Origin of the sequence: Streptomyces sp. NPDC092369 (genome assembly GCF_044755245.1) — a bacterium.
Classification (GTDB): domain Bacteria; phylum Actinomycetota; class Actinomycetes; order Streptomycetales; family Streptomycetaceae; genus Streptomyces.
This window is the reverse complement of record NZ_JBIVQP010000004.1, coordinates 622,158-647,144: the sequence shown is the minus strand read 5'-3', so window position 1 is coordinate 647,144 and position 24,987 is coordinate 622,158. Positions and strand designations below refer to the sequence as shown.

The window sequence follows — 24,987 nt, the reverse complement described above, 5'->3', positions numbered from 1 at the left end:
CTGGTCCGCGGTGGCCTTGCCGTCCGCCTTCAACCGCCCGATCAACGTGTCGGCCCTGGCGATCTGGTCCGCGGTGGGGCGGCCCGTCGTGACCTTGATCTCCCGCTGGATCTCCAGGAGTTGTCGATTCTCCTCGGACAGCTGAGGCTTGGTCCCGCCGGCGGGGGACGCCGCCTCCTTCTCCTTGGACAGTTGAGAGTCGGCCCCGACGCCGGCCGACGCCTTTACCCCCGCGGTACCGGTGGTCGCGGTGGTCCCCGGGACCTAAAGTACGACGGCTCGAACCACCGGGGCGGGCCCCGTCACCGTCGCACCACTCCCACGCCACAGGGGCCCGGCCGGCGCACACCGCGCCGGCCTTCGTCACCGAACCGTGACCATCAACCGGCCCTGGAGATCTCCGACTTGGGACGGGACGGACTCGAACTCGCCGCAGCCCGGACGGCGCGCAGGGCGTCGATCTTCTCCGCGCCGGTGGTCCCGGCCTCGGCCGTGTACGTGACGACCCTGAGGTCGGTACCGGCGGGCATCAGGATGTCGAGGTCGACGTCGATGTCCCCGACCAGCGGGTGCTCGATGGTCTTGCGGTCGCCGACGTGCGCACGGGCGGTGCCGTTGGACCACAGCCTCGCGAAACGGGGGTTGCCGCGCCGCAGGCGGTCGACGAAGGACGCGAGGCGTCCGTCGTGCGGATGGGCGGCGGCCGTCACCCGCAGGTCGGCGACGAGGTCCTCCTCCTCGGCCTCGTCGCCGGCCCAGGACCGAACGGGCCAGGCCGCGATGGGGATCTCCGCGGGACCGCCGGACCGGAACATGCCGGCGACGAGATTGCCCTCGTCCCAGCCGTAGGTACGGGGATCACCGACCGCCGCGGACCACATCCCGTTCCAGCCGACAAGGGTCCAGTCGGCGGCGAACACCGCGGCGGGGTTGTCTCCCAGCCGGCTCACCAACTGACCGACGCGTGCGGGCACTTGACGGGACAGGCCAGCGGTGGCGGGCGGCGCAAGTCGGGCGCAGCGGAACAGGTGGTCGCGCTCGGCCGCGTCGAGGCGCAGCGCCCTGGCCAGGGCGGCGACCACCTGGTCGGAGGGGTGGCGGGCACGGCCCTGTTCCAGCCGCACCACGTAGTCGACCGAAAGACCGGCCAGTCGGGCCAGTTCCTCGCGCCGCAGTCCGGGGATGCGCCGGTCCCCGTCGGCCGCCAGTCCGCAGTCGCCGGGTGACGCACGCTCACGCCAGCCCCGCAGTGCGATGCCGAAGTGGTTCGTCGTTGCCATACGGATCATCGTGGTCCACACGGCGGGGACCGCAAGGTGCTTCTACTGCCGCACAACGGACTCTTTACTCGCCGACGCCTCCTGACCGTACGCGTCGGTGGTCCCGGCGGCTTCCCAGTGCGCGCGGGTGAAGTCGGCGGCGGCCCGCAGCGCGTCGTCGGCCTCGTCGAGCATCGCGGCGAACGCCTGGAAGACATGCGGCACTTGGGGCCAGACCTGCAGTTCGACGTGGACGTCGTGCGCGGCGGCGCGTGCCGCCAGCCGTACGGCGTCGTCGAGCAGGATCTCGTGCGAGCCGACCTGCACGAGCAGAGGCGCGAGACCGGTGAGATCGGCGAAGACGGGACTGGCGTACGGCGTGCGGGGATCCGTGTCCCGCAGATAGTCGCGGGCGCGGGTGCGCAGACCCTCCGGGGTCAGTGAGGGATCGACGGCGGCCTTGCCGACCGCGCTGTCACCGGACACGCTCAGGTCGGCCCACGGGGAGAAGACGGCGACCGAGGAGGGTTGGGGCAGTCCAGCGTCCCTGGCGGCGACCAGCGTCGCGACGGCGAGGCCACCGCCCGCCGACTCACCGACGAAGGCGGTGGCGGAGCTCGGCACACCCTCGCCGAGCAGGGCACGGTAGACGTCCAGGGCGTCGTCGACGGCCGCCGGGAACGGGTGCTCGGGGGCCAGCCGGTAGTCCACGCACACGGCACGCGCTCCGCTGCGCCGGGCGACATCCCCGGCCAGGCCCACGGCGTCGGCCGCCGAGCCGATGGCGTACGCGCCGCCGTGCAGATACAGCAGCACATGCGCCGGGTCGCTCGCCGGCGTCTCCACGCCGACGACGGGTACCCCGCCCAACTCCCCTGCCGTGGCGGTGACATCGGGCGACAAGGGCACGCCCGTCATCATGTCGTGGAAGGCGGCCCGCGCCTCGCCGACGTCTCCCCCGAGGTCGAGCGGGGCGTGCCGCAGCAGGTCGTCGAGGGCTTCGCGCTGTTGCCGGGACATGGCTGTGCCTTTCGGGTTGCGGTACGCCAGGTGGATCACGCGCATCGGGCGGGTCCGGTGGATCAGGTGAATTCCGTACGGCGATACGGCGATACGGCGTTCGCCGCCGACCGCACGGCGAGGGTCAGCGCGGCGGTCCGACGATGATCTGGCCGTACCTGTCGGCGGCTTCGGCCATGAGGTCGCGGGAGATCTCGAAGCCCTCGGGGCGTGGGGTGGCCAGGTCGCGGCCTGCATGGCGGAACATGCCCTCGATGCCGCCCGGGGTGCAGATCATCAGCAGGTCGGCGGTGTCGGACGTGATCCGGTAGCCGTGCGGAACGTTGCGGGGGAGGAAGACGATGCCGCCCTCCGACAGTTCCATCTCCTGGTCGTCGCACCACAGCAGCGCGCTGCCCTTGATGAGCATGAACACCTCGTCCTCACGGGTGTGCTGGTGGTACGGCGGTGCCTCGCCCTTGCTGACCGAGAACCGCCCGACGGTCAACTGCCCGGCGGTGGCCGCGCTGTCCAGGAGTACGGCGAACTCGCCGCCGTCGAGCCATTCGAGCTTCTGCTGCTGCTCGGGCTGAGCGAGATAGGCCATGGTCATGACGGGGTCCGATCTGCGCCGTCGGCGGGCACGGCGCCTTCGTCAGCGGGGAACGACGGTCGGGTGCGATCCTCCTCCGGCCCGTACGGCACCCACCAGCGGAGCGGGTGGGAACAGTAGTACCACTCACCGCGCGGGCTCCCGGGCTGCCGGCATCCTGCTCGCGGGCAACCGCCGTCCTGAGCCCTCCTGTGCCTGTGGCATCCTCTGCGCCATGGCTCACTCGACTGATCAACAGCTGTCCGAGGACACGGAGATCCGGGCGGTCGCCGCGGAGCGGCTCACGTTCTTCGGGGACGCGGTGGTCGCCATCGCGCTCACCCTGTTGGCCCTGGAACTGCCGGTGCCGGAGGGCTCGACCAATTCCGAGTTGTGGGACTCGGCCACCGATCACCGTGACGCCTACATGGCGTTCGCGATCAGCTTCGTGGTCATCGCCGCGCACTGGCGCGCCCACCATCGGGTGTTCCGCTATGTCACGTCGTCGAACAGGCTGATGACGAGCCTGACCGTGTACTGGCTCCTCATGCTGGTGATCACCCCGTTCGCGACCGACGTGATCGGCGGCGACGGCGCGTTCCAGGCCCGCTTCATCTTCTACGCGATCGTGCAGTTCGTCGCGTGCGTGCTGTTCGTCCTCATGCTCCGGGAGATCGGCCGTGCCGCCCTCTACCGCCCGGGCACCCCGCCCGACCTGCTCCGCGGGGCGATGCGTCGCATGAGCGTGGTGGCGGCGGGGTTCCTGGTCTCCATCCCGGTCGCACTCGCCACCGAGTGGGCGTACCTGTGCTGGATCCTGGTGCCGGGCATCTCCGCGGTGATCTTCGGCGCACGCCTGCGCCGCTCCGGCGGAGACGCGGCGACCGCCGCGACCACCGAGACCTTCACGGACAAGGACTAGCAGGCGTGGCCGCTTTTCAGCGGTTATTGACGTTCCTGCCATAGGCGGCGTGTCCCTGCGACGGGAAAAGTGTCAGGCGTGCCTCCGCACTCCTCGCGCTTTGCACCCTACGAATCAGGAACACCCCCATGTCGAGCAACACAACGGCCCCTGCGTCCGCACCCGTGCGTGCCGAACGCCAGAGCCCCGGCTACTGGCGCGTCACCTTCGACAACCCTCCCCTCAACCTCTACGAACCCGAGGTGGAGACCGCTCTCGCCGAGGTCGTCGCACGGCTCGAAGCGGAGCCCGACGTCAAGGTCGTCGTCTTCGACAGTGCCGTTCCCGACTTCTTCATCGCCCATCTGAATCTGGGCAGGTTCGCCGAGTTCGGTGCGGGCATGCCGACCTGGTTCGACATCATCGGCCGCCTCGCGAACGCCCCCTTCATCACGGTGGGTTCCCTCCGTGGTCGTGCACGCGGCATCGGGAACGAGTTCCTGACCACCCTCGACGTGCGTTTCGCCAGCCGCGAGAAGGCCGTACTGAGCCAACTGGAAATCGGTACGGGCGTCATCCCCGGTTGCGGTGGCATTCAGCGTCTCGTGCAACTGACCGGCCGGGCACGGGCCTTGGAGATCGTCGCCTCCGGTGAGGACTACGACGCCGAGACCGCCGAGCTGTACGGGTGGGTCAACCGTGCCGTGCCGGACGCCGAACTGGACGCCGTCGTCGACCGTTTCGCTCGGCGGCTCGCCCACTTCGACGCCGACGCCCTTCGTGCGGTGAAGGAAGTCATCAACGAAGAGGCGCCCCTGCACGACGCCGCCCAGCTGTCAGCCACGCACGCCCGCTTCGCCGGGCTGCTCGCAAGGGACTTCGTGCAGGACCGCCTCAGCCTTTCGGCGAAGGCCGGCCCCGAGGTCATCCACGACCTGGAACTGAACATGGGCGAACGCCTCGGTCCGCGCGACTAGTTCGAGCGAACCCCCGCCTGTTCGTCCATGACCCCAGTACGAGAGGGATCTGCTGTGACCACCGAAACCGTACAGAGCCAGATCGAGACGCCCAATCTCCATGTGGAGGCCGCCGACGGCGTCACCTACCGCTACCGCCGCTTCGGCCGGGCCAACGCCCGCGACCTGCCGCTGGTCTGCCTGGTGCACTTCCGCGCCAACCTCGACAACTGGGATCCCGAACTCGTCGACGCCCTCGCCGCCGAGCGCGAAGTCGTGCTGGTCGATCTCGCCGGCGTCGGCGGTTCCACGGGCACCACACCGAACACCGTCGAGGAGATGGCGTACAACGCGATCGCCTTTCTCGACGCCATCGGCCTGCGCCGCTATGACCTGCTGGGCTTCTCGCTCGGCGGTTTCATCGCCCAGGAGATCGTCCTCTTCCGCCCGTGGCAGGTACGCCGTCTGGTCCTGGCCGGTACCGCCCCCAGGGGCGGGCGTGACATCCACCTGTACACGGCGGGAGCCATCCGTGACGCGGCCTTCGGTGACGCTCCCGCGCCCACCGATCTGCTCACTCTCTTCTTCGAGAAGAGTGCGTCCAGCCAGGCCGGAGGTGTGGAGTTCCTCAAGCGTCTGGGGCTGCGCTCCGCGGAGCGGGACGCCCCGACGGACCTGGCTGTCCGAGACGCGCAGCTGACCGCGATCTCCGCGTGGGGTGTGCGCGACGACTCGCGCCTGCAGCGGCTGGACTCCATCCAACAGCCCGTTCTGGTGGCCAACGGCGACAACGACGAGATGATCCCCACCAAGAACACCTACCTGCTGGCCGAGCACCTGCCCAACGCGAGGCTGAGCATCTACCCGGATGCCGGCCACGGGTTCCTCTTCCAGTATCCGGGCGCGTTCGCCGACGAGGTGAACGCCTTCCTGGGCGGGTGACGGGGTGGGTGACGAGGGGACGGTCACCGACGGTGATCCACCGCTCGGTCGGCCACCGCCGGAGCCTCGACGCCGGTCACGGGGCCGGAGTGACCGACGCCTGGAAGGTTCGCCGGTAGGCGGCCGGGGAGACACCCAGTTCCGCGTGCATGAGCTGACGCAGAGAGGCGGCGGTGGCGAAGCCGATGTCCGTGGCGATCTGGTCGACGGACATGGTGCTGGTCTCCAGCAACTGACGGGCGCGGTCGAGGCGTTGCTTGATGAGCCACTGTCTCGGCGTCACTCCGGTCTCGTCCCGGAACCGCCGGCTGAAGGTGCGCAGGCTCATGTGGGCGTGCTGCGCCAGTTGCGGCAGTGTCAGCGGTTCGCCGAGCCGCTCGAGTGCCCACTGGCGGGTGGCGGACGTGGACGCGGTGTCGCCGTCGGGGATCGGGCGCTGGATGTACTGCGCCTGACCACCCTCGCGGAAGGGGGGCACCACGCAGCGCCGGGCGGCGATGTTGGCGAGTTGGATGCCGTGGTCGATCCGGATCAGGTGCAGGCACAGGTCCACCCCCGCCGCGGCACCCGCGGACGTGAGCACGTCTCCGTCCTCGACGAACAGCACCCCCTCGTCGAGCCGGATGTGCGGGAACCAGCGGCGGAACACCGGCGCGCACTCCCAGTGCGTGGTGGCGGTCCGGCCGTCCAGCAGTCCGGCCGCGGCCAGGACGAACCCACCGGTGCAGATGGAGGCGATCCGGGATCCGGGACGGGATCCGGCGAGTGCGGCGGTGACTTCGTCCGGCAGTTCCCTGGTGAGTCTGCTCGGATCCACCGGGGTGACGATCGTCGTGTCGGCCGATTCGAGCAGCTCCGGGCCGTGCCGGACCGTGATCGAGAACCCGGCGTTGGTCTCGACCGGCCCGCCGTCGACCGAGCAGACATCGACCTCGTAGCGGCCGTCGGCGGCGCCCAGGATGCGTGCCGGAATGCCCAGCTCGAAGGGGTAGACGCCGTCCAGCGCGAGAACGGCGACTCGATGACGGCGCACACGATTCATGGCGCGATTCTAACGGTAAGTACTTTCTCAGCCACGAACAGGACCACTCATGACATCTCTCGGCTACGCGGTACACGTCAGCCCCATGCAGCCGCTGTCGGCCAGCGCCCTGCCGCCCCGACCTGACGGTGGGCCACTGCTGTGGTCTCCGTTGTCCACGACCATTGTTCACGGTCCTCGTGAGGCCATTCTGGTCGACCCGGGACTGACCACCGAGCAGGGAGTCAAAGTCGCAGAGTGGGCGGCCGGATTCAACCGTACGATCACCGGAATCTACGTGACTCACGCGCACGGCGACCATTGGTACGCGACCGCGCCCGTGCGTGAGCGATTCCCTGACCTCAAGGTGTGGGCCACGGCCGACACGATCGCGGAGATGCACCGGACCACTCCGGGTGGAAAGCCCGACCCGTTCTGGGGAGCGGCGTTTCCGACGCTCATAGGCGATACCCCGGTCATCGCCGAGGCAGTCCCTGAGAGTGGACTCCAGGTCGACGGGGAGCCGGTCGTTCCGCACGCCGCCGGGCACACCGACACCGAACACACGACGTTCCTGCATGTGCCCTCGCTGGACCTGGTCGTGAGTGGAGACGTCATCTACAACCAGGTGCACCAGTATCTGTCCGAGGCCGGCGAACACGGCATCGAGTCCTGGCTCAAGGCGATCGATGCCGTGGAAGCGGTCAATCCGGCCACGGTGGTGGCCGGCCACAAGAATCCCGAGCGCGACGATCCGGCGTCCACCATCACTGACACTCGCACCTACCTGAAGGCGGCCGCGGAGGTCTTCGCCGGCGCTACCAGTCGGGTCGAGTACTTCGACGAGATGGTGCGACGCTTCCCGAAGTGGCTGAATCCGGGAATCGCGTGGCTGACCGCCGTGGGGCGCTGGGCGGAATAGACGGGGACGCTGATTTCCGACGCGCCCCGATAGGCGATCAGGCGCTGATCCGCGCCTCCGAGGACGTCGCCGGCTGAGTCTGCGACGTCGTGATGCGCTCGATGACGAGCCCGAGCAGCACGGCCGCCGCGATCATGAGCGCCTCGGCCACCACGAGGAGTGCCATCGACCCCGGGGCCGCCCGGACTGCCACCATCAGCACCAACGAGTGCGTGAGCCAGGCGCCCCACCAGAAGTTCACCAGGGTCGTGTCCCGCTTCCGGTCCCAGTCCGCCGCGCTGGCGCGTCCGATGTCCAGGACGAACCGGCGGGGGACGACGAAGTTGACTCCCGGTATGAACCACGCGCCGATCATCCAGCCCGGACTCGGCAGCGAGGCCTCAGGAGACAGCTCCTGCGCCTCGCGCCGGGACCGGGCGAGCCACACGAGGAACAACACGATCGCAAGAGTCATCAGGTAGACGAACACCATCGAGACGAGGCCCGACTCCTTCGAGGACCCGTCCGTGGGGTGCAGATAGTGATCCCGCACGGCCACCGCACGGAACACGTCCGTCACAGCGGCCACCCCCACCGCCGCCTGCGCGAGCCGGGCAAGGATCCATGGAGCTCTACGGGCGGTACTCGTCATCTTCTTCGGCCTGCTTCGGAGGGTTGCGCGGACACGGTGAACGCGGCGGACGATCGGGCGAAGTGATCATAGGGTCTACTCACCGCGCACACGCACGACTTTTCGAATCCTCGGTCGCGGCTCAGGACGAATAAGTCCACGACTCCCAGCGTGCCGTCGTCACTCCTTGTCGATGGCCGGCAGCGCGGTGAGCTCCAGTACGCCCACCGACTTCCACCCCAACTCGGTCATGGGGCTGGGAGTTTGTCCGCTGCTGAGAGCAGAAGCTTCATCACGCCCCTGCCGATCGCATGGTGAAAACAATCGGGCGACGCTAACACGACCTGGATACGTGGCTGACGTGGTCTGAGGGCCCGGCGCCGGGCCGAGGCCTGGCTCGGGGATCGTGCTCGAGTGAGTCCGTGAACCTTTCCCTCCTCCACACCGACTGTCTCGGTGAAACATGAGGCGAGGCAGGGAGACGCGGTGGGCGACGACGGGCACGGAAGGCTGCTGGTGGTGCGCTGCCAGCTCGGGGAGCGCGAGGCGTTCCACGAGCTGGTGCACCTCTGGCACGACCCGCTGTGGCGCTATGTGAAGGGCATGGTGGGCTCCCCCGACACCGCGGACGACCTCGCCCAGGAGACATGGGTCGCGGTGATGCGCGGCCTGCCCCGGCTACGGCAGCCGGAGCGGTTCGCGCCATGGCTGTTCACCATCGCCCGGCGCGCGGTCACCGACCACCTCCGCCGGACGTACCGGACTCCCCCGACCACCACCGAGGTGGAGACGGAGACCGAGGTCGACGATCGCGACGCAGCCGTCCTCACCGCGCTGGAGATCCAGGCAGGCCTCGGCGGGCTCCCGCCGCTGGAACGCGAAGTGCTGCTCCTGTTCCACCTCCAGGACCTGCCCCTGGCCGCCTGCGCGGAAGTGCTCGGTGTACCGCCGGGCACGGTCAAGAGCAGGCTGCACCGCGCTCGCCGCATGTTGCGGGACGTCCTTGTCGAGAGGGGATACGAGGCATGAGCGAGCACGACGACGCGGAACGCCGTGATGTGCCGAAGGAACTGGAGCGCGCACTGGCGGCGGAGGTCTCGCTGTCCGCCCGCATGCGACACGCGTGCGTGGGCCTCGCGGGAGGGTGCGGCGCGGCCCTGATCGCGGTGCTGTGGGCGACCGAGCCGCACCCGCTTCCGGCCCGTACCCGGGCCGCCTTCGCCGCGCTGATCGCCGTCGGTCTCGCCTGGGCCGCCTTCGCCGGGTGGGTCCTGAGCCGGCGCCGACCGCTGTACGCCCGGGACCGGGTGCTGGGCGCCCGCCTCGCCCTCACCGTCACCACCTTGACCTGCGCCGCCGGCACCACGCTGGCCGCGCTCCGCGGCACCACGGCCGAGGTACTGACCACCGCTTTCGCCGGCACTGCCCTCATGGTCGCCGCCGGACTGCTCCTGCTACGGGCGCACTCCCGCCGTCGCGAGCTGCTTCGCCTGCGCAACTCCCTTCAAGAGAAGGCGAACTGACGTCACATCACCCACGGTCCGTACCGCGACCCACCGTCTCGCCGCCCAACGCTGTGACCCATTCGGTGGGCCACGGCGCGCTCTCACGACTACCGCGCGGGACATGCACCGTGACGTACCGGCCCGAGGCCGACAGCCGTCGTGGCAGCTGCTCGAACTCCTCGCCCCAGACCTCGAATCGGAACGTCAACGACGATCTGCCGACGCGCTCGACCAGGACCGTCGTCGTGACCTCCTGCCCGAACCACAGCGGCGATGCGAAGTCGACCTCGAATCGCACGCGCGGCGCGGAGCCGAAGTAGCCGTCGACGCCGTACTCCCGCATCAGCGTCGCCTCGGCCGCCTCGACGAACCGCACCACGGCCGTGTTGTGGTGGTGCCCTGCCGCGTCGGTGTCCATCCACTCCACGCGGCTTCGATGGACGGCACGGGCGAGGCTGCGGCTGCCGTCCACCTCCTCGTCAGACGGAGGCCGGTGCATGCGAGGGGGTCCAGCGCAGATGGATGTCCTGGGCGGTGTCGTCGGCCCGCAGCAGTGAGAGACGCGGGCGTACGGCGTCGGTGCGGGCGGTGGGTGGCTTGCGGCGACCGGCCCCGAACTGCACCGGCCACTGGGCCGCCTCGCCCTGGTAGTCCTGCTCGGCCGCCGCATGGAGGGTCCAGTGCGGGTCGTAGAGGTGGGTCCTGCCCACGGCACACAGGTCGGCGCGGCCCGCCAGCAGGATCGAGTTCACGTCGTCGTACGAGGCGATGGCGCCGACGGCGATGACCGCGGTGCCGGTCGCGGCAGCGATCTCATGCCGGATCCGGTCCGCGAACGGCGTCTGGTAGGAGCGGCCGAAGGCCGGCGCCTCGTCCTTGGTGACCTGGCCGGAGGAGACGTCGATGCCGTTCGCACCGTGGGCGATGAAGGCGCGGGCGATCTCTACGGCGTCGTGCTCGGTGTTGCCGTCCGGCACCCAGTCGGTGGCGGAGATGCGCACGATCATCGGCCGCTCGGCGGGCCATGCCTCGCGGACGGCGTCGAAGACCTCCAGCGGGAAGCGGAGCCTGTTCTCCAGGGAGCCGCCGTATTCGTCGGTGCGGTGGTTGGCGATCGGGGAGAGGAAGGAGGACAGCAAGTAGCCGTGCGCGCAGTGGAGTTCGAGGAGGTCGAAGCCGGCCTCGGCGCCCCGGTGGGCGGCTGCGACGAAGTCGGCGACGATGCCGTCCATGTCCTCGCGGGTGAGTTCACGGGGTACGGCGCAGCCGGGGCCGTACGCGACGGACGAGGGTCCGACCGTCTCCCAGTTGCCCTCCGGCAGCGGCTCGTCCATGCCCTCCCACATCAGTCTCGTGGAGCCCTTGCGGCCCGAGTGACCGATCTGGAGACCGATGCGGGCGGTGCTCCGCTCGTGGGCGAAGGACACGATCCGCGCCCACGAGTCGCGCTGCTCGTCGTTCCACAGGCCCGTGCAGCCGGGAGTGATGCGACCCTCGGGCGAGACGCAGACCATCTCCGTCATCACCAGTCCGGCACCGCCCATGGCCTTGGAGCCGAGGTGCACGAGGTGGAAGTCGCCGGGTACGCCGTCGACGGCGGAGTACATGTCCATGGGCGACACGACGACCCGGTTCTTGAGCTCCAGCTGTCCGAGCCGGAAGGGCTGGAACATCGCCGGTGAACTGCCGCCCAGACCCTGCGACTTGGCGAAGGCGGCGTCGACGCGGTCGGCGAACTCCTGATCGCGGGTGCGCAGGTTGTCGTAGGTGATGCGGCGGGAGCGGGTCAGCAGGTTGAAGCAGAACTGGGTCGGCTCCTGCCGGACGTACATGCCGATGTTCTCGAACCACTCCAGGGACGCCTGCGCGGCGCGCTGGGTGGATTCGACGACCGGCCGCCGCTCGGTCTCGTAGGCGGTCAACGCCGTTTCGGTGTCGGGGTGTTCGTGCAGACAGGCGGCGAGAGCGAGGGCGTCCTCCATGGCCAGCTTGGTGCCCGAGCCGATGGAGAAGTGCGCGGTGTGCGCGGCGTCGCCGATGAGGACCAGGCCGCCGTGGTGCCAGCGTTCATTGCGTACGGTGGTGAAGTTCAGCCACTTGGAGTTGTTGGCGAACACCTGGTGGCCGCCGAGTTCCTCGGCGAACAGGCCCCGGATGCGGTCGACGGCCTGCTCGTCGGAGGTACCCGGCCCGAACTCGGTTCCCTCGGTGGCGTCGAAGCCGGCGCGGCGCCAGACGTCCTCGTGCATCTCGACGATGAAGGTGGAGCCGGAGTCGGAGTAGGGGTAGCCGTGGACCTGCATGGTCCCCCACTCGGTCTCCTTGATGAAGAACTGGAACGCCTCGAAGACGCGGTCCGTGCCCAGCCACATGTACTTGCTGTGCCGCCGGTCCAGTGTGGGCCGGAAGACGTCCGAATGTTCCTGCCGTATACGGGAGTTGACCCCGTCGGCTCCGACCACCAGATCGTGCGAGGCGCGGAGTTCCCCGACGTCGGGGGCGAGCGTCGAGAAGCGCACGTCGACGCCGAGAGAGCGGCAGCGCTCCTGGAGCAGGTGGAGGAGTTCCTTGCGGCTCATGGCCGCGAAGCCCTGGCCGCCGATCGTGTGGCTCTCACCGCGGTAGTGGATGTCGATGTCCGTCCACCGGGCGAACCGGCTGGCCATCGCCTCGGCGAACTCGGTGTCGGCGTTCTCGATGCCGCCGAGGGTCTCGTCGGAGAACACCACGCCGAATCCGAAGGTGTCGTCGGGGGCGTTGCGCTCCCAGACGGTGACCTCGTGGGTCGCGTCCAACTGCTTCATCAGAGCGGCGAAGTAGAGCCCACCGGGGCCTCCGCCGACGATCGCGATTTTCACGGAGCTACCTCTCCCTGCTCGACGGCGGGCGCGGCGGCCAGCTCATTCTCGATGATCTTGCGGAGCGCGAAGTGCTGGAGTTTGCCGCTGACGTTGCGCGGCAGGGAGTCGCAAAAGCGCACGTCTCGTGGGTACTTGTAGGGGGCGATGACCTGTTTGACGTGGTCCTGGATCTCCTTGACCTTGGCCGCGTCGCCCCGCACGCCCTCCCGCAGCACGACGAAGGCGCACACCACCGAGCCGCGCTCCTTGTCGGGGCGGCCGACGACCGCGCACTCCTGCACGTCGGGGTGGGTGTCGACGGCGGCCTCGACCTCGGGTCCGCCGATGTTGTAGCCGGAGGAGACGATCATGTTGTCGCCGCGGGCGTGGTAGAAGAAGTAGCCGTCCTCGTCCCGGTGGAAGATGTCACCGGTGGTGTTCCAGCCCGCCACGACGTAGTCCTTCTGGCGCTCGTCGTCGAGGTAGCGGCAGCCGACCGGCCCGATGACGCCCAGCCGGCCCGGTTCACCGGGGTCGAGTTCCTCGCCGTCGGGCCCGAGCACGGTGGCCCGGTATCCCGGCAACGGCCTGCCCGTGGCACCGGGGCGTATCTCGTCGCCGACGGCGGTGATGAAGATGTGCAGGAGTTCGGTGGCGCCGATGCCGTCGATGACCTCCAGCCCTGCCTCGTCCCGCAGTTGCTCCCATGTGGTGCGCGGAATGTGCTCGCCCGCCGAGACCGCCACCCGCAGTCCGACGAGTTGGCGTGTCTGCCCGGCGCGCACGATCGCCCGGTACGCGGTGGGTGCCGTCGCGAGCACGGTGACGCTCAACCGCTCGACGAGATCGGCCAGTTGGGTGGGGGTGGCCGACTCGGTCAGCAGGGCGCAGGCACCGGCCCGCAGCGGGAAGACGACGAGCATGCCGAGGCCGAAGGTGAACGCCAGCGGGGCGGTACAGGCGACGGTGTCGTCCGGGGTCAGGCGCAGGGCGTGGCGGCCGAAGGTGTTGTCGATGGACAGGATGTCGCGGTGGAAGTGCATGGTGATCTTGGGTACGCCGGTACTGCCCGAGGTCGGCCCGAGGAGCGCCACGTCGTCGGCGGCGGTCTCCACGTTGGTGAACTGGCCCGACTTGGCCGTGGCACGGGCGAGGAGGTCCTCGGGAGTGCCGCCGCCGTACTCGACGACGGTCAGCGACGGCCACGCGATGGCGCGGACGGTGTGCATGTCCTCGGCGAACCGGTGGTCGACCAGCGCGATCGTGGGCTGGGTCCGCTCGACGACCGGCGTCACCTCACGGGCGCGCAGGGCGGCCATGGTGGTCACCACCACTCCCCCGGCCTTGAGCACACCGAGCCACGCGGCCACCGTCCAGGGTGTGTTCGGCGAGCGCAGCAGGACCCGCCCACCCGGCACCAGTCCGAGGTCCTCGGTCAGCACCTGGGCAACCTGGTTGGCGCGCGTGAGCAGTTCGCCGTACGTCCACTTCTCCCCCGCCGGTGTGCACAGGGCCGGCCGGTCGGGGCCGAACCTGGCGGTGGGGATGTCGATGAGTTCGGTGGCGGCGTTGAGGCGGTCCGGGTAGTGCAGCTCCGGCGTCGTGAACTCGATGACCGGCCACAGGTCTGCGGGTGGCAGGTGGTCTCGGGTGAAGCCGTCGACGTGCGCGGAGGGCGAGAGGGCCGCGGGAGAAGGGGGAAGGGAAGAGGGAAGGGAAGGGGGAGACATCGGAAGGGTCCTTCCGGGAATCCGTCGGCGGCCGACGGGGTCAGGCGGAACGGAGCATGCCCTCCTGGGCGACTGTGGCCAGGTGACGGTGATCGCGGGTGTAGAAGCGGCCCGTGCCCAGACCGCGGCCCGCGTCGGCGGCGGCGGCTTCCTGGACGTAGAGGAGCCAGCCGTCCACCGGTCCCGGGCGGTGGAACCACATGGCGTGATCGAGGCTGGCGGTGATCAGCCCGGGCATGGCCCAGGCCAGACCGAGGACCCGCAGGACGGGTTCGAGGATCGTGTAGTCGCAGACGTAGGCGAGTGCCGCCAAGTCCCGCTGGGCGTCGGTCAGTCCGTCGACCGGGCGGAGCGGGTCGAAGGGCCGGAGCCAGACGGCCTGGTGCGGGACCTGCTTGCCCTCCACGGTGAGGTAGACGGGGCCGGGCACGTGCCGCATGTCGAAACCGCGGCCGGCGGACCAGTAGGCCTTGGACTCCTCGGTCATCGTGCCGCCGTCGAGTTCCGCCAAGTACGCGGCGGAGGTGGGGAGTTCCTCGGGGTCGGGCACGTCGTCCGTGAACTCGGCCTCGAAGGTGCCGCCGGGCTCGCCCGCGGCGAAGTTGGCCAGGCAGACGTAGAGGGGCTTGCTGTTCTGGTAGCCGCGGACCTGACGGGTGCTGTAGCCGCGGCCGTCGCGCAGCAGCTCCACCTCGTAGCGCACGCTCGCGCCGATGTCGGCCGGGCGCAGGAAGTAACTGTGCATCGAGTGCAGCGACTTGCCGTCGGTGACCGACCGCATCGCCGCCGCCGCGGCCTGGGCGACGAGGTCGCCGCCGTACGCCTTGGGCCAGGGGCAGGGCTGGGTGACGGCGGTGAAGGCGAGGTCGAAGTGCTCCGGCTCGGTGGCCGTGAGGGCGACGGCGTCGGTGAAGACCTTGGAGGTCGGGGAGGTCTCGGCCGTCATCGGTTCAGCCAGTCGCGCAGTTCGGAGTCGGCGACGTCGGGGAGGTTGACGACGATGTTCTCCGGTGTCCTGGTCGTCATCCACGTCAGCGGCTTGCTGCGCGAGAGGTTGCACTCGACGTGGGGCATGAACGGCGGCACGAAGACCCAGTCGCCCTCCTCCATGTCGACGTAGTCCTCGAACTTCTCGCCGAAGTAGATGCGCGCCCGGCCCGACAGGACATAGCCGCCGGTCTCGGCCTCGCCGTGGTGGTGGGAGACCGAGCGGTAGCCGGGTTCGTTGCTGACCTTGCCGAACCACAGCTTGGTGGCCGGGGTGTGCTGGATGCTGACGCCCGAGACGCGGACGGCCCCGCCCGAGTCGGCGGTGCCCCCGTCCTCCAGGCCGCCGCGCGTGACCACGGGTGCGACGAGGCCGCTGGGCAGTCGGTACATCGAGTTGTCGCCTTCGAGGCGGTACTTGCTGAGGTCGGGCTCCATGGTGGTCGGCTCCGTTCGGTGGCGAGGAGGGCGCCTGTGCCGCGGGACGAGCGAGCGGGTCGTGCGAAGGGGTCGTACGAGTGAGTCGTGCGAGCGGGTCGAGACTATGACGCCGGTATCTCGTATTTTTCACTGTCGTCAATTAAAGTCAATACCAGACGCCGAGTGGACCCGCTTCCACCCCGACTCGACCTGGAGACCCCATGACGCCCGTCGCCGTGAACCCGGACTCGCTCCCCGCCCCCAGCGGCTACTCGCACGGGACCCTCGCGGGAAACACGCTCCACCTGGGCGGACAGACCGCGCTCGACGCGGACATGAAGATCGTGTCGGGCGGGATCGTCGCGCAGTTCCGCCAGGCGTTCGGCAACGTGCTCACCACGCTCCGCGAGGCGGGCGGCAAGCCGGAGGACCTGGTCAGCATCACCATCTACCTGACGGACATCCCCGACTACCAGGCCCACGGCAAGGAGATCGGCAAGGTCTGGCGCGAGCTCGCCGGAGCCGTCTACCCGGCCATGGCGGGGATCGGCTGCACGGCCCTGTGGCAGCCCGAGGCCATGATCGAGATCGTGGGCGTGGCGGTCATCCCGGACGAGCGACTCGTGACGCCGGGCCGCTAGGGGCCGCCCGACAGCACCACCGGACCGCCGCACCCGAGAACCGAAAGGCCCACCGGCATGAAACTCGCGTCCCTCACCGTCGACGGCGTCCGCCGGACCGGCGCCGTGCAGGAGGCCACGCAGGTCATCGCCCTGCTGCCTCCGTCGGTGGGCACGGTCGACGACATCGTCCGCGGCGGACCGTCCGCACTCGACACGGCCCGGGCCGCCCTCGCCCACGCCGAGACGATCCCGTTCGCCGGCGCCCGCCTGGAGCCGCCGCTGCACCGCTTCAACCGCGACATCCTGTGCACCGGCTGGAACTACTGGGACCACTTCGAGGAGTCCAGGGGCAAGCGCGAGGGCCAGGACCCCGTCACCCGCCCCGAGCACCCGACCTTCTTCACGAAGGGCCCGGACACCGTGATCGGCCCCACCGACGACATCTCCTACGATCCTGACCTGTCCGCCAAGTGGGACTACGAGGCCGAGATCGCCCTGGTCATCGGCCGCGACGGCAGGTCGATCCCCGAGGAGAAGGCGCTGGAGCACGTCTTCGGCTACCTCGTCGCCAACGACGTGTCCCAGCGCGACCTCCAGCGCGCGCACGGCGGCCAGTGGCTCAAGGGCAAGAGCATCGACGCCACGATGCCGCTCGGTCCCTGGCTCACCACCACCGACGAGATCACCGACCCGGCGGGGCTGCGGGTGCAGTGCGAGGTCAATGGGCGCCTGCTGCAGAACGCCTCCAGCGGCGACATGGCGTTCTCCTTCGCCCAGATCATCGCGGAGCTGAGCCTCGGCATGACCCTGCGCGCGGGAGACGTGATCCTCACCGGCACCCCGAGCGGCATCGGCAGCGCGCGCGATCCGCAGATCTTCCTGGGCGCCGGCGACGTCGTCGTCACCCGGGTCAGCGGCCTCGGCGAGCTGCGCAACACGGTGACGCGTACCCGCCTGACGTGACCGGCCCTCGCACCCGGGCCGGCGTTCGCCGAGGTCAGCGCCCGCACAGGAGGAGACGGGCGGAACGTCGATCGACCACAGGGCGATAAACTGCCCGCCGAACGACGATCCGGCCGCCGTTGCAGGCCCGCCGGGAGCACAGAGGAGCGTGTCGCCATGACGGCGGAACCGCAGTCCGCCGGCGGACGTGACACTCGTCTGGGCCCGCTCATCACCACGATCTTCGGCCTGTACGCCCGGGGCGAGCACAACTGGCTCTCCGTCGCGTCGGTCGTGAGGCTCATGGCGGACCTCGGGTTCGAGGGCCCCGCCGTACGCTCGGCCGTCTCGCGCCTGAAGCGTCGCGAGGTCCTGCGCAGCCGGCCCCACGAGGGCGCGGCGGGCTACTCCCTCGCCGACTCGACCCTGGCGGCACTCGCCGAGGGAGACGTCCGGATCTTCGAGCGCGCCCGGGCGGCCGTCGAGGACGGCTGGCTCGTGGTCGTCTTCTCCGTGCCCGAGTCCGAGCGCGAGAAGCGCCACGACCTCCGCACCAGCCTGACCCGGCTGGGTCTCGGCACCGCGGCACCGGGGGTATGGGTCGCACCGGGAAACCTCGCGGTGGAGACCAGGCGGACCCTGGAGCGTCGGGGCCTGTCCGCGTACGTCGACATCTTCACCGGCGACCACTTCGCGTTCGGGGACCTGCGGTCGAAGGTCCGCACCTGGTGGGACCTGGACGAACTCACCGAGCTCTACGCCGACTTCCTACGTCGTTACGACGCCGTCCGCGAAGGGGTCGCGGCCGGCGGGACGACACCGCCCGAGGCGTTCCGGACGTACATCCCGATGCTGACCCAGTGGCGGCGACTGCCCTACCGCGACCCGGGCCTGCCGCTGTCACTGCTGCCGCCGGGGTGGAACGGCGTGACCGCGGGCGCCCTCTTCTCCGAACTGAACGACCTCCTGAGTGCACCGGCGCGCGAACACGCCCTCAAGGTGATCCACGAGTACAGCTGAGTTCACGTCCTGGTCCGGTTACGGCCACGACGTTCTCCTCTCGGTACGTAGCTGGGCGCGGGGCGACCCACTGGGCGCGAACCGACTCAATTGGAGAACGTACCTCCGGTTACTGCAGCACGGGAAGCCCTCGGACACAACTTCCTGACACAGGCCGACCGTCACCCCGGAGCACCTGAATCCACGCCGACTTCCCGACGTGCGCAAGCCCTTGACAGTGCCCCACAACCCTCCTGACACTACCGAACATTCGGTCGTCCAGGATCCTGGCGAGCGGCCGTCGTCGGCGCACCACCACCCCTCACCCGAGCCGACCGAACAGGGCCTTGTTCCCCACGCACAACGGAGAGCACCACCGACCTCAAGGAACCCGCATGCCGAAATCCAGGACCGGGCACCGCAGCAGAGCGACTCGCCCGATCGCGGTACTGGCCAGCAGTTCAGCAGCGCTCATCCTCGTAGTGGCAGGTCAGACGGCAGCCACCAGCACGCCGGCCGCGGCCTCGACCTGGCAACCACCGGCTGCCACGTACGCCCCGAGCCAGCCCGTGCGCACGACCGTCACCATGGACGACGGCGTGAAGATCTCCGTGGACGTCGTCTATCCGACCGACCCGAGCACCGGCGAGCGAGCGGCGGGCCCGTTCCCGGTACTGCTGACGCAGAATCCCTACGGCGCGGGGCGCTCCGCCCCCACCGACACCGGAACCTACTTCGTCCAGCGGGGGTACATCTACGTGGCCTCGGCGGTCCGGGGCACGGGTGACTCCGGCGGGCAGGTCGACTGGTTCGGTGACCGCCAAGGCCGCGACGGGGCCAATCTGGTCGACTGGGCGGCCCACAGTCTGGCGGGCTCCAACGGCAAGGTGGGTCTTGAGGGTTGCTCCTACCTCGGGGTGAACCAGTGGTTCACCGCGGCGGCCGTGGGCAAGAACTCCGCCCTCAAAGCCATCGCGCCGTTCTGCACCGATTCGGACTTCTACAACGACCTCACGGCCTCCGGCGGCATTCCCACCACGTTCGTGGCCGGCATCGCCAGAGCCGAACCCCGAGGTCCCGAGGACGATCCCGCGACCGACCCGCAGGCCGTGACGATCGCCCAGCAGGCGACGGGCGGCTCACGCTCGTACAACGACGCGTACTGGCAGGCGCGGAGCGTCCAGAAACAACTCATCCCGCAGATCGTGAAGAACGACATCCCCGCGCTCAGCGAGGCCGGATGGAACGACATTTTCCCGGGCGGGAACCTCGACGCCTACGTGGCGAGCCAGAACGCCTACTACCACCGGCCGTTGACGACACCCATCACGCCGGGCGAACCCGTCACCGGCCGGTACCAGGCGATCGTGGGGCCCTGGACCCATGGTGAACACGTCAACGAGGAGTCGCTGCAGGCCATTCGCCTGGAGTGGTTCGACACCTGGCTCAAGAACGCGCCCACCGGCATGGCGGCCACCTCGACTCCCCTTCATCTGTTCGAGAACGGCGCGGACACCTGGGTCGACAGCGGCGCGTGGCCGCTGTCACTGGACGCCCGGACCTACTACCTCGGCAGCGGATCACTGACGGCCACCAAGCCGGGAACGAAAGGCAGCGACAGCCTCTCCTGGGCCGCGGCGACCACGGCCAACACCCTCACCTACACAACGGCTCCGCTCACCAAGGCGGCACTGCTCGACGGACCGACCGACGTCACCCTCTACGCCAAGTCGACAACGGTGGAGACCGAGTTGACGGCCACACTCAACGTCGTCGCGCCGGACGGAACGGTGACCAAACAAGCCGACGGAATCCTCCTGGGCAGTCAACGCGCCACGGACGCCGAGGAAAGCCTGTACGGCAAGAACAAGACACTCCTCAAGCCCAGCCACCCCTTCACCCAGGCCTCGCAGCAACCAGTGATCCCCGGCCGGACGACCAGGTACGACATCTCCCTCCTGTCACGCTTCGAAAAGATCCCGGCCGGCTACAGCATCCAACTCACCATCAACAGCCAGCCCCCCGCCAACTACCACCTCCAGGTCGCCCCCACCCCCCAACAACTCACCGACCTGACAGGCGGCCTCTACACGATCGAGCGCTCCCCGGAGGCGCCCTCGTTCATCAACCTGCCATTGACGTCACCGAACAACGCGACTCCGAGCGACGACAATTGGGGACCGTCGTCCTGAACCGAATGGCCAACCCGGCCTCCGAGGCTGCTGCTTTGAGGGGGGCCGATCGCCGAACGTCTGCAGGTCGAGGGCGAGTTGGTCGGAGTCCCCATGCAGATCAGCGGGCCATCCAGCGGTCCATCTCCCGCGCCCTTGTCTCCAGCGCTTCGACCACGGCGGCCGTCGTGCCCAGAGGATTGCCGGGGGCCTGGATGTCGTAGCGGACGCCGCCGCTCACATCGCCGGAGACCGGCTCGGGCATCGGGACCTCGATGCCCGCCCGTCGCGCCAGCGCGAGCGCTGTCGCCACGAAGCCCTCGGAGAGGGCGAGGATCACGGTGTGGCTCGTTCGGCAGTGCCAGGCGACCAGGGCGCGTACGAACTCGGCGTACGCGGCCTGGTCGACCGCAAGGGTGTCCGGGTCGCCCCAGTGCTTGCCCGGACCGATTCCCGAGGGAGTCTCGAGCTCCGCCTCGAAGACCTCGGTCTGCTTCAGGAAGAGGCGTCCGGCGCCGTTCGACGGATTCCACAGGGTCTCGTCACCCATGTCGAAGTACTTGCTCATCATCGCTCCCCCCGTTCAACCGCCCTGACAGACAGACGGTAGATCATCGGGTGGTCGGCAGGCATCCGAGTTCGGCCTTCCCCAACAGCCATACAGCGGCGGCGACTTACGATCGGTCACCGGTCCGACGCCGCGGCAACAGCACCGCCGCCGTCACCGCGCCGAGCGCGAAGATTCCCGCGGCCCACCAGTACGCGGTGACGTAGCCGTGGATGGATGCTCGCGCATCCACGGTGCGATCGGCGGTGTTGTGCGTCGCGAGGAAAGTCGCCGTCGCGGTTGCCGCGATCGTGTTGAGAAGCGCCGTGCCGATCGAACCACCGATCTGCTGCATGGTGTTGACGGTCGCCGAAGCCACTCCGGCGTCCGGCGCTGCCACACCGTAGGTACCCAAGCTCATGGCCGGCGGCAGGACGCAACCCAGTCCCAGCCCGGCCAGGACAAGCGGCGGCAGCACCTCGGTGGCGTAGTTCGTGGTCAGGCCGATGCGAGTGAGCCACACCATGGCGAGTGCCGCCACGACGAACCCTGCGGTGAGGACGACTCGGGGACCCAGCTTCGGCACCAGCTTGATCGTGGAGATCTGCCCGGCCGTCATGATGCCCAAGGTCATGGGCAGCAGGGCGAATCCGGTTCGCACCGGTGAATAGCCTTGGATGTCCTGAAGGAAGTACGTCAGGAACAGGAAGATCGCGAACATCCCCGCGCCCACGAGCAGGATGGACGCGAAAGCACCACCACGGAGCCGGTCACGGAGAACCCGCAGGGGCAGCAGGGGCTGTGCGGCCCTCCCCTGCCACCAGGTGAAGGCGGCCAACAGGACGAGGCCGCCGACCAGCAGGGCCCAGCACCTGGGTGAGGTCCACCCGTACGTCTCCGCGTCGGACAAACCGTAGACGACCGCGAAGAGACCCGACGAGGCCAGGAGCGTGCCCGGCAGGTCGAAGCTCGGCCTGCTCGTACGCGTCGAACGCGGCAGCAACAGGAGCGCGCCGACGAGGGCCACACCGGCGATGGCCACATTGACGTACATCGTCCATCGCCACGACAGATATCCGGTGAGTACACCTCCCAGCAGCAGCCCGATACCGCCGCCCGAACCGGCCACGGCTCCGTAGATGCCGAATGCCTTCGCGCGCTCCCTGGATTGCGTGAAGGTCGTGGTGAGCAGGGACAGCGCGGCCGGTGCGAGGAGCGCGGCGAAGAGGCCCTGCAGGGCTCGGGCGGTGACGAGCGAGGCGAAGCCGGGCGCCGCCCCGCCGAGCGCGGAGGCCAGGGCGAACCCGACGATCCCGGTGACGAACATCCGCCGCCGGCCGAAGAGGTCGGCAAGCCGGCCGCCCAGGAGGAGCAGGCTGCCGAAGGCCAGCGCATAAGCGGTGACGACCCACTGGCGCTGGCCGTCCGAGAAGTCGAGCGCCCGCTGGGCGGACGGCAGCGCGATATTCATGATCGTCGAGTCGAGTACGACCATGAGCTGCGCCAGTGCGATGACGGCCACGGCCCACCACGGACGCGAGGGCGTGGCAGGGCCGGCGCCCCGGACCGGAGTGACCGGAGCATCCGACGAGTCGATGAGGGGCATGGTCTCGGATCTCCCGTATGCGGTGACAGGTCGAGTGGAGGCAGAAGCAGAAATGGAGGAGGAAGTAGAAGTGAATCTGAATTCAGTTTCACTCCTGGTCGTCGATCTGTCAAACTGGACACGGGACCACCCGCAGGACTTCAGGGAGTGAACACGGTGCAGACCGCCAAGTCGCAGCGCACGGAGGCCGAGTTGAAGGCGGCGGCGAGACGGCTCATCCTCCGCCAGGGGTACGCGCAGACGAAGATCACCGACATCACCAAGGAGGCCGGCAAGGCGGCGGGATCCTTCTACCGGTACTTCACCGACAAGGACGACCTGATGCGGTCGCTGGCGGAGGACTTCCTCGCCTCACACCGCGACCACGCACACGGAACCCTCGGCCCCGACCACCGCTTCGCCACGCGTGACGACGTCCGGGCACATGTGGAGGCGTACTGGGAGAACAGCCGCCTGCACCTCGCCGAGATGACGGGCATCTTCCAGGCCGCCCAGGCCGACGAGGAATTCGCCCGCACCTGGGAGAACCTGCGGAGTCACCACGTGGCGATGTGGGCCGACCACATCGAGCAGATGCGCGGCCCGCGCGAGGACACCACGATGACCGCGCAGGCGGTCGTGTGCATGCTCGAGTCCTTCTGCTACGCGCAGCTCCGCACCTCACCGGACAACGGGCCCATGGCCGTCGACGTCCTCACCGACCTGATCATGCACGGCATCGCGCCCGACACCACTTCATAGGTCTCCCTGGGAAGCGTTGCCGCTCAACTGCAGCTGACGGGAACTCCCGTGGTGGTGAAGAGAGTTGTGTGCCCGGTAGCTCTGAACCCCCACAGCATGGAGACAGTCACATGAGACGGTCCCTGGTCGGCGCCATCACGGGCGCCTTCCTTCTGCTGCCCCTTCCGGCGGCAGCCCCGTCGTACGCGGCCCCCGCACCTCCCTCGGCCCCTGTCGCCTGGACGGACTGCACGGACCCCGCCCTCGTCCAGGCGGGCGCCGAGTGCGCCGAGCTCCAAGTGCCCCTGGACTACGCACATCCGACCGGAACGAAGATCACCCTGGCGCTGTCCAGGATCCGGCACACCGTACCCGCGGACCGTTACCAGGGAGTCGTACTGGCCGCCCCCAATCCGCTCGGCGGGTCGGGCTACAGCGATCCGCTCCAGAGCACGCGGCTGCCCGCGACCGCCGCGGGCGCGTACGACTGGGTCGGTTTCGCCCGCCGAGGCCTCGCCCCGAGCGTGCCGGCCCTGTCGTGCGAGAGCGGGTACTTCTCCTACGACCGACCGGCCTACGAACCCGCGACAGACGCCGAGGAACAGGCTTGGCTCGCGCGGACCGACGGCTATGCCCGAGCCTGCGACACGCCGGAACAGTCGGCGCTGCTCGACCACATGAAGGCGACCGACACGGCGGCGGACATGGAGGCCATCCGCACCGCGCTCGGTGCCGAGCAGCTCAACCTCTACGCCCACTCCTACGGCACGTACATCGCCCAGGTCTATGCCACGCTCCATCCGCAGCGCGTCCGACGGATGGTCCTCGACAGCAACGTCGACCCCCGCCGCGTCTGGTACGACGCGGCGAACTTCGACCAGAACGCCCAGTTGGAGGACAACACCCTCCTCTGGTTCGACTGGCTCGCCGCACACGACGACGTCTACCACCTCGGTGCGACCCGCCAGGCGGTGACGCAGGAATGGGACACCCAGCTGGCCTCGGTCTCCCGGACGCCCGCCGCCGGAGTGATAGGTCCCGACGAATGGGCCGACATCTTCCTGGTGGCCCCTTACTTCCAGGCGAGTTGGCCGCTTCTGGGCAGCGCGTTCTCCGGGTGGGTGCACCAGGGCGACGGCGCGACACTGAAGGCCCTGTTCGACCAGCTCATGCAGTTCGGCAACGACAACACCTATGCCGCCCTGCTCGCCGAGGTGTGCACGGACGCTCCCTGGCCCACGGACTTCGCGATCTGGAGGACCGACACGGAGGCGTCCGCCGCCGTGGCACCGAACACGACATGGGGCAACACGTGGTTCAACGCTCCCTGCCGCACCTGGGGCGCTCCCGCCGGCACGCCGGTTCGTGTCACCGGTAAGGCGGTCGGCAGCGCACTGCTGGTCGGGGAGACCCTTGACGCGGCCACACCGTTCGAGGGCAGCCTCGAAGTACGCGCACGCTTCCCGCACTCGGCGCTCGTCAGTGTCCCGGGCGGCACCACCAACGGCGGGACACCCGGCACCAACTCCTGTGTGGACGCGGCGATCACCGCGTACCTCACCACCGGCGCCCTGCCCGCACGCACGCCCGGCCGGCACGCCGACCTGGAGTGCGCGGCCTCACCCCTTCCGAGCCCCACCGGCTGACCGACCTGCGGGCCGTGGCCGATGCCACGGCCCGCACACCGCGCAGGCC

24 protein-coding genes are annotated in these 24,987 nt (G+C 69.3%); 12 read left to right on the top strand and 12 right to left on the bottom strand.

Annotated features, from left to right (window positions below):
* Nucleotides 1-380 precede the first annotated feature (380 nt).
* The 3 genes from ACIQI8_RS26750 to ACIQI8_RS26740 form a co-directional block, all read right to left on the bottom strand.
* Nucleotides 381-1,280, bottom strand: a complete 900-nt coding sequence (locus ACIQI8_RS26750; protein WP_402355298.1) for a helix-turn-helix transcriptional regulator — start codon at nt 1,278-1,280, stop codon at nt 381-383.
* A 42-nt stretch (nt 1,281-1,322) separates the two neighbouring features.
* Nucleotides 1,323-2,324 (bottom strand): alpha/beta hydrolase, encoded by a 1,002-nt coding sequence (locus ACIQI8_RS26745; RefSeq protein WP_402355296.1) that lies wholly within the window; start codon nt 2,322-2,324, stop codon nt 1,323-1,325.
* Between the two features lie 79 nt (nt 2,325-2,403).
* Nucleotides 2,404-2,871 (bottom strand): cupin domain-containing protein, encoded by a 468-nt coding sequence (locus ACIQI8_RS26740; RefSeq protein ID WP_402355294.1) that lies wholly within the window; start codon nt 2,869-2,871, stop codon nt 2,404-2,406.
* 214 nt (nt 2,872-3,085) lie between these two features.
* On the opposite strand from ACIQI8_RS26740, the gene ACIQI8_RS26735 reads away from it, so the two are divergent.
* The 3 genes from ACIQI8_RS26735 to ACIQI8_RS26725 all read left to right on the top strand — a co-directional run bounded on the left by ACIQI8_RS26735 (nt 3,086) and on the right by ACIQI8_RS26725 (nt 5,649).
* Nucleotides 3,086-3,772, top strand: coding sequence for a TMEM175 family protein (locus tag ACIQI8_RS26735; protein ID WP_402355292.1), 687 nt, complete (start codon nt 3,086-3,088; stop codon nt 3,770-3,772).
* Between the two features lie 128 nt (nt 3,773-3,900).
* A complete protein-coding gene (locus ACIQI8_RS26730) occupies nt 3,901-4,728 on the top strand; it encodes an enoyl-CoA hydratase/isomerase family protein (RefSeq protein ID WP_402355290.1) in 828 nt (275 codons plus the stop codon).
* A gap of 54 nt (nt 4,729-4,782) precedes the next feature.
* Complete coding sequence (locus tag ACIQI8_RS26725) at nt 4,783-5,649, top strand: alpha/beta fold hydrolase (protein ID WP_402355288.1); 867 nt, start codon at nt 4,783-4,785, stop codon at nt 5,647-5,649.
* Nucleotides 5,650-5,725: 76 nt separating this feature from the next.
* Here the strand turns inward: ACIQI8_RS26725 and ACIQI8_RS26720 are convergent, their stop codons facing one another.
* Nucleotides 5,726-6,691, bottom strand: coding sequence for a GlxA family transcriptional regulator (locus ACIQI8_RS26720; protein ID WP_402355286.1), 966 nt, complete (start codon nt 6,689-6,691; stop codon nt 5,726-5,728).
* A gap of 85 nt (nt 6,692-6,776) precedes the next feature.
* On the opposite strand from ACIQI8_RS26720, the gene ACIQI8_RS26715 reads away from it, so the two are divergent.
* Nucleotides 6,777-7,592, top strand: a complete 816-nt coding sequence (locus ACIQI8_RS26715; RefSeq protein ID WP_402355284.1) for an MBL fold metallo-hydrolase — start codon at nt 6,777-6,779, stop codon at nt 7,590-7,592.
* A gap of 37 nt (nt 7,593-7,629) precedes the next feature.
* On the opposite strand, the gene ACIQI8_RS26710 is transcribed toward ACIQI8_RS26715, so the two are convergent.
* Nucleotides 7,630-8,223, bottom strand: coding sequence for a DUF4328 domain-containing protein (locus ACIQI8_RS26710; RefSeq protein ID WP_402355282.1), 594 nt, complete (start codon nt 8,221-8,223; stop codon nt 7,630-7,632).
* 465 nt (nt 8,224-8,688) lie between these two features.
* Between ACIQI8_RS26710 and ACIQI8_RS26705 the strand changes: the two genes are divergently transcribed.
* Both ACIQI8_RS26705 and ACIQI8_RS26700 read left to right on the top strand, forming a co-directional pair.
* Nucleotides 8,689-9,231: an RNA polymerase sigma factor gene (locus tag ACIQI8_RS26705; protein ID WP_402355280.1), complete on the top strand. Its 543-nt coding sequence runs from the start codon at nt 8,689-8,691 to the stop codon at nt 9,229-9,231.
* Nucleotides 9,228-9,725, top strand: coding sequence for a transmembrane transport protein (locus ACIQI8_RS26700; RefSeq protein WP_402355279.1), 498 nt, complete (start codon nt 9,228-9,230; stop codon nt 9,723-9,725). Before ACIQI8_RS26705 ends, ACIQI8_RS26700 begins: the two co-directional genes overlap by 4 nt.
* A 7-nt stretch (nt 9,726-9,732) precedes the next feature.
* Here ACIQI8_RS26700 and ACIQI8_RS26695 read toward each other — a convergent pair whose 3' ends face one another.
* The 5 genes from ACIQI8_RS26695 to ACIQI8_RS26675 are packed head-to-tail and all read right to left on the bottom strand — an operon-like array spanning nt 9,733 to nt 15,702.
* On the bottom strand, nt 9,733-10,206 hold the full coding sequence (locus tag ACIQI8_RS26695) for an acyl-CoA thioesterase (RefSeq protein ID WP_402355277.1): 474 nt from the start codon (nt 10,204-10,206) through the stop codon (nt 9,733-9,735).
* Nucleotides 10,187-12,565, bottom strand: a complete 2,379-nt coding sequence (locus ACIQI8_RS26690) for a bifunctional salicylyl-CoA 5-hydroxylase/oxidoreductase (protein ID WP_402355276.1) — start codon at nt 12,563-12,565, stop codon at nt 10,187-10,189. The genes ACIQI8_RS26695 and ACIQI8_RS26690 overlap by 20 nt, the downstream gene beginning before the upstream one ends.
* On the bottom strand, nt 12,562-14,277 hold the full coding sequence (locus ACIQI8_RS26685) for an AMP-binding protein (protein ID WP_402355275.1): 1,716 nt from the start codon (nt 14,275-14,277) through the stop codon (nt 12,562-12,564). Before ACIQI8_RS26685 ends, ACIQI8_RS26690 begins: the two co-directional genes overlap by 4 nt.
* 40 nt (nt 14,278-14,317) lie before the next feature.
* A complete protein-coding gene (locus ACIQI8_RS26680; RefSeq protein ID WP_402355274.1) occupies nt 14,318-15,223 on the bottom strand; it encodes an acyl-CoA thioesterase in 906 nt (301 codons plus the stop codon).
* Nucleotides 15,220-15,702 carry a cupin domain-containing protein gene (locus ACIQI8_RS26675; protein ID WP_402355273.1) on the bottom strand — a complete coding sequence of 161 codons (483 nt, stop codon included), beginning with the start codon at nt 15,700-15,702 and terminating at the stop codon, nt 15,220-15,222. Before ACIQI8_RS26675 ends, ACIQI8_RS26680 begins: the two co-directional genes overlap by 4 nt.
* A 203-nt stretch (nt 15,703-15,905) precedes the next feature.
* On the opposite strand from ACIQI8_RS26675, the gene ACIQI8_RS26670 reads away from it, so the two are divergent.
* From ACIQI8_RS26670 to ACIQI8_RS26655, 4 genes are all read left to right on the top strand, one after another.
* Nucleotides 15,906-16,325, top strand: a complete 420-nt coding sequence (locus tag ACIQI8_RS26670; RefSeq protein WP_402355272.1) for a RidA family protein — start codon at nt 15,906-15,908, stop codon at nt 16,323-16,325.
* A 57-nt stretch (nt 16,326-16,382) separates the two neighbouring features.
* On the top strand, nt 16,383-17,270 hold the full coding sequence (locus ACIQI8_RS26665; RefSeq protein WP_402355270.1) for a fumarylacetoacetate hydrolase family protein: 888 nt from the start codon (nt 16,383-16,385) through the stop codon (nt 17,268-17,270).
* Nucleotides 17,271-17,426: 156 nt separating this feature from the next.
* On the top strand, nt 17,427-18,269 hold the full coding sequence (locus tag ACIQI8_RS26660) for a PaaX family transcriptional regulator C-terminal domain-containing protein (RefSeq protein ID WP_402355268.1): 843 nt from the start codon (nt 17,427-17,429) through the stop codon (nt 18,267-18,269).
* A 374-nt stretch (nt 18,270-18,643) separates the two neighbouring features.
* Nucleotides 18,644-20,440, top strand: a complete 1,797-nt coding sequence (locus ACIQI8_RS26655; protein WP_402355266.1) for a CocE/NonD family hydrolase — start codon at nt 18,644-18,646, stop codon at nt 20,438-20,440.
* 100 nt (nt 20,441-20,540) lie between these two features.
* Here the strand turns inward: ACIQI8_RS26655 and ACIQI8_RS26650 are convergent, their stop codons facing one another.
* Together ACIQI8_RS26650 and ACIQI8_RS26645 are read right to left on the bottom strand one after the other, a co-directional pair.
* Nucleotides 20,541-20,987: a DUF6086 family protein gene (locus ACIQI8_RS26650; protein ID WP_402355265.1), complete on the bottom strand. Its 447-nt coding sequence runs from the start codon at nt 20,985-20,987 to the stop codon at nt 20,541-20,543.
* Nucleotides 20,988-21,093: 106 nt separating this feature from the next.
* Entirely contained in the window at nt 21,094-22,572 is a 1,479-nt protein-coding gene (locus tag ACIQI8_RS26645; RefSeq protein ID WP_402355263.1) for an MFS transporter, read from the bottom strand.
* 156 nt (nt 22,573-22,728) lie between these two features.
* On the opposite strand from ACIQI8_RS26645, the gene ACIQI8_RS26640 reads away from it, so the two are divergent.
* Together ACIQI8_RS26640 and ACIQI8_RS26635 are read left to right on the top strand one after the other, a co-directional pair.
* A complete protein-coding gene (locus ACIQI8_RS26640; protein WP_402355261.1) occupies nt 22,729-23,313 on the top strand; it encodes a TetR/AcrR family transcriptional regulator in 585 nt (194 codons plus the stop codon).
* 110 nt (nt 23,314-23,423) lie between these two features.
* The gene (locus ACIQI8_RS26635; protein ID WP_402355259.1) at nt 23,424-24,938 is read left to right on the top strand and encodes an alpha/beta fold hydrolase; all 1,515 of its coding nucleotides are present in this window, start codon (nt 23,424-23,426) and stop codon (nt 24,936-24,938) included.
* Nucleotides 24,939-24,987 lie beyond the last annotated feature (49 nt).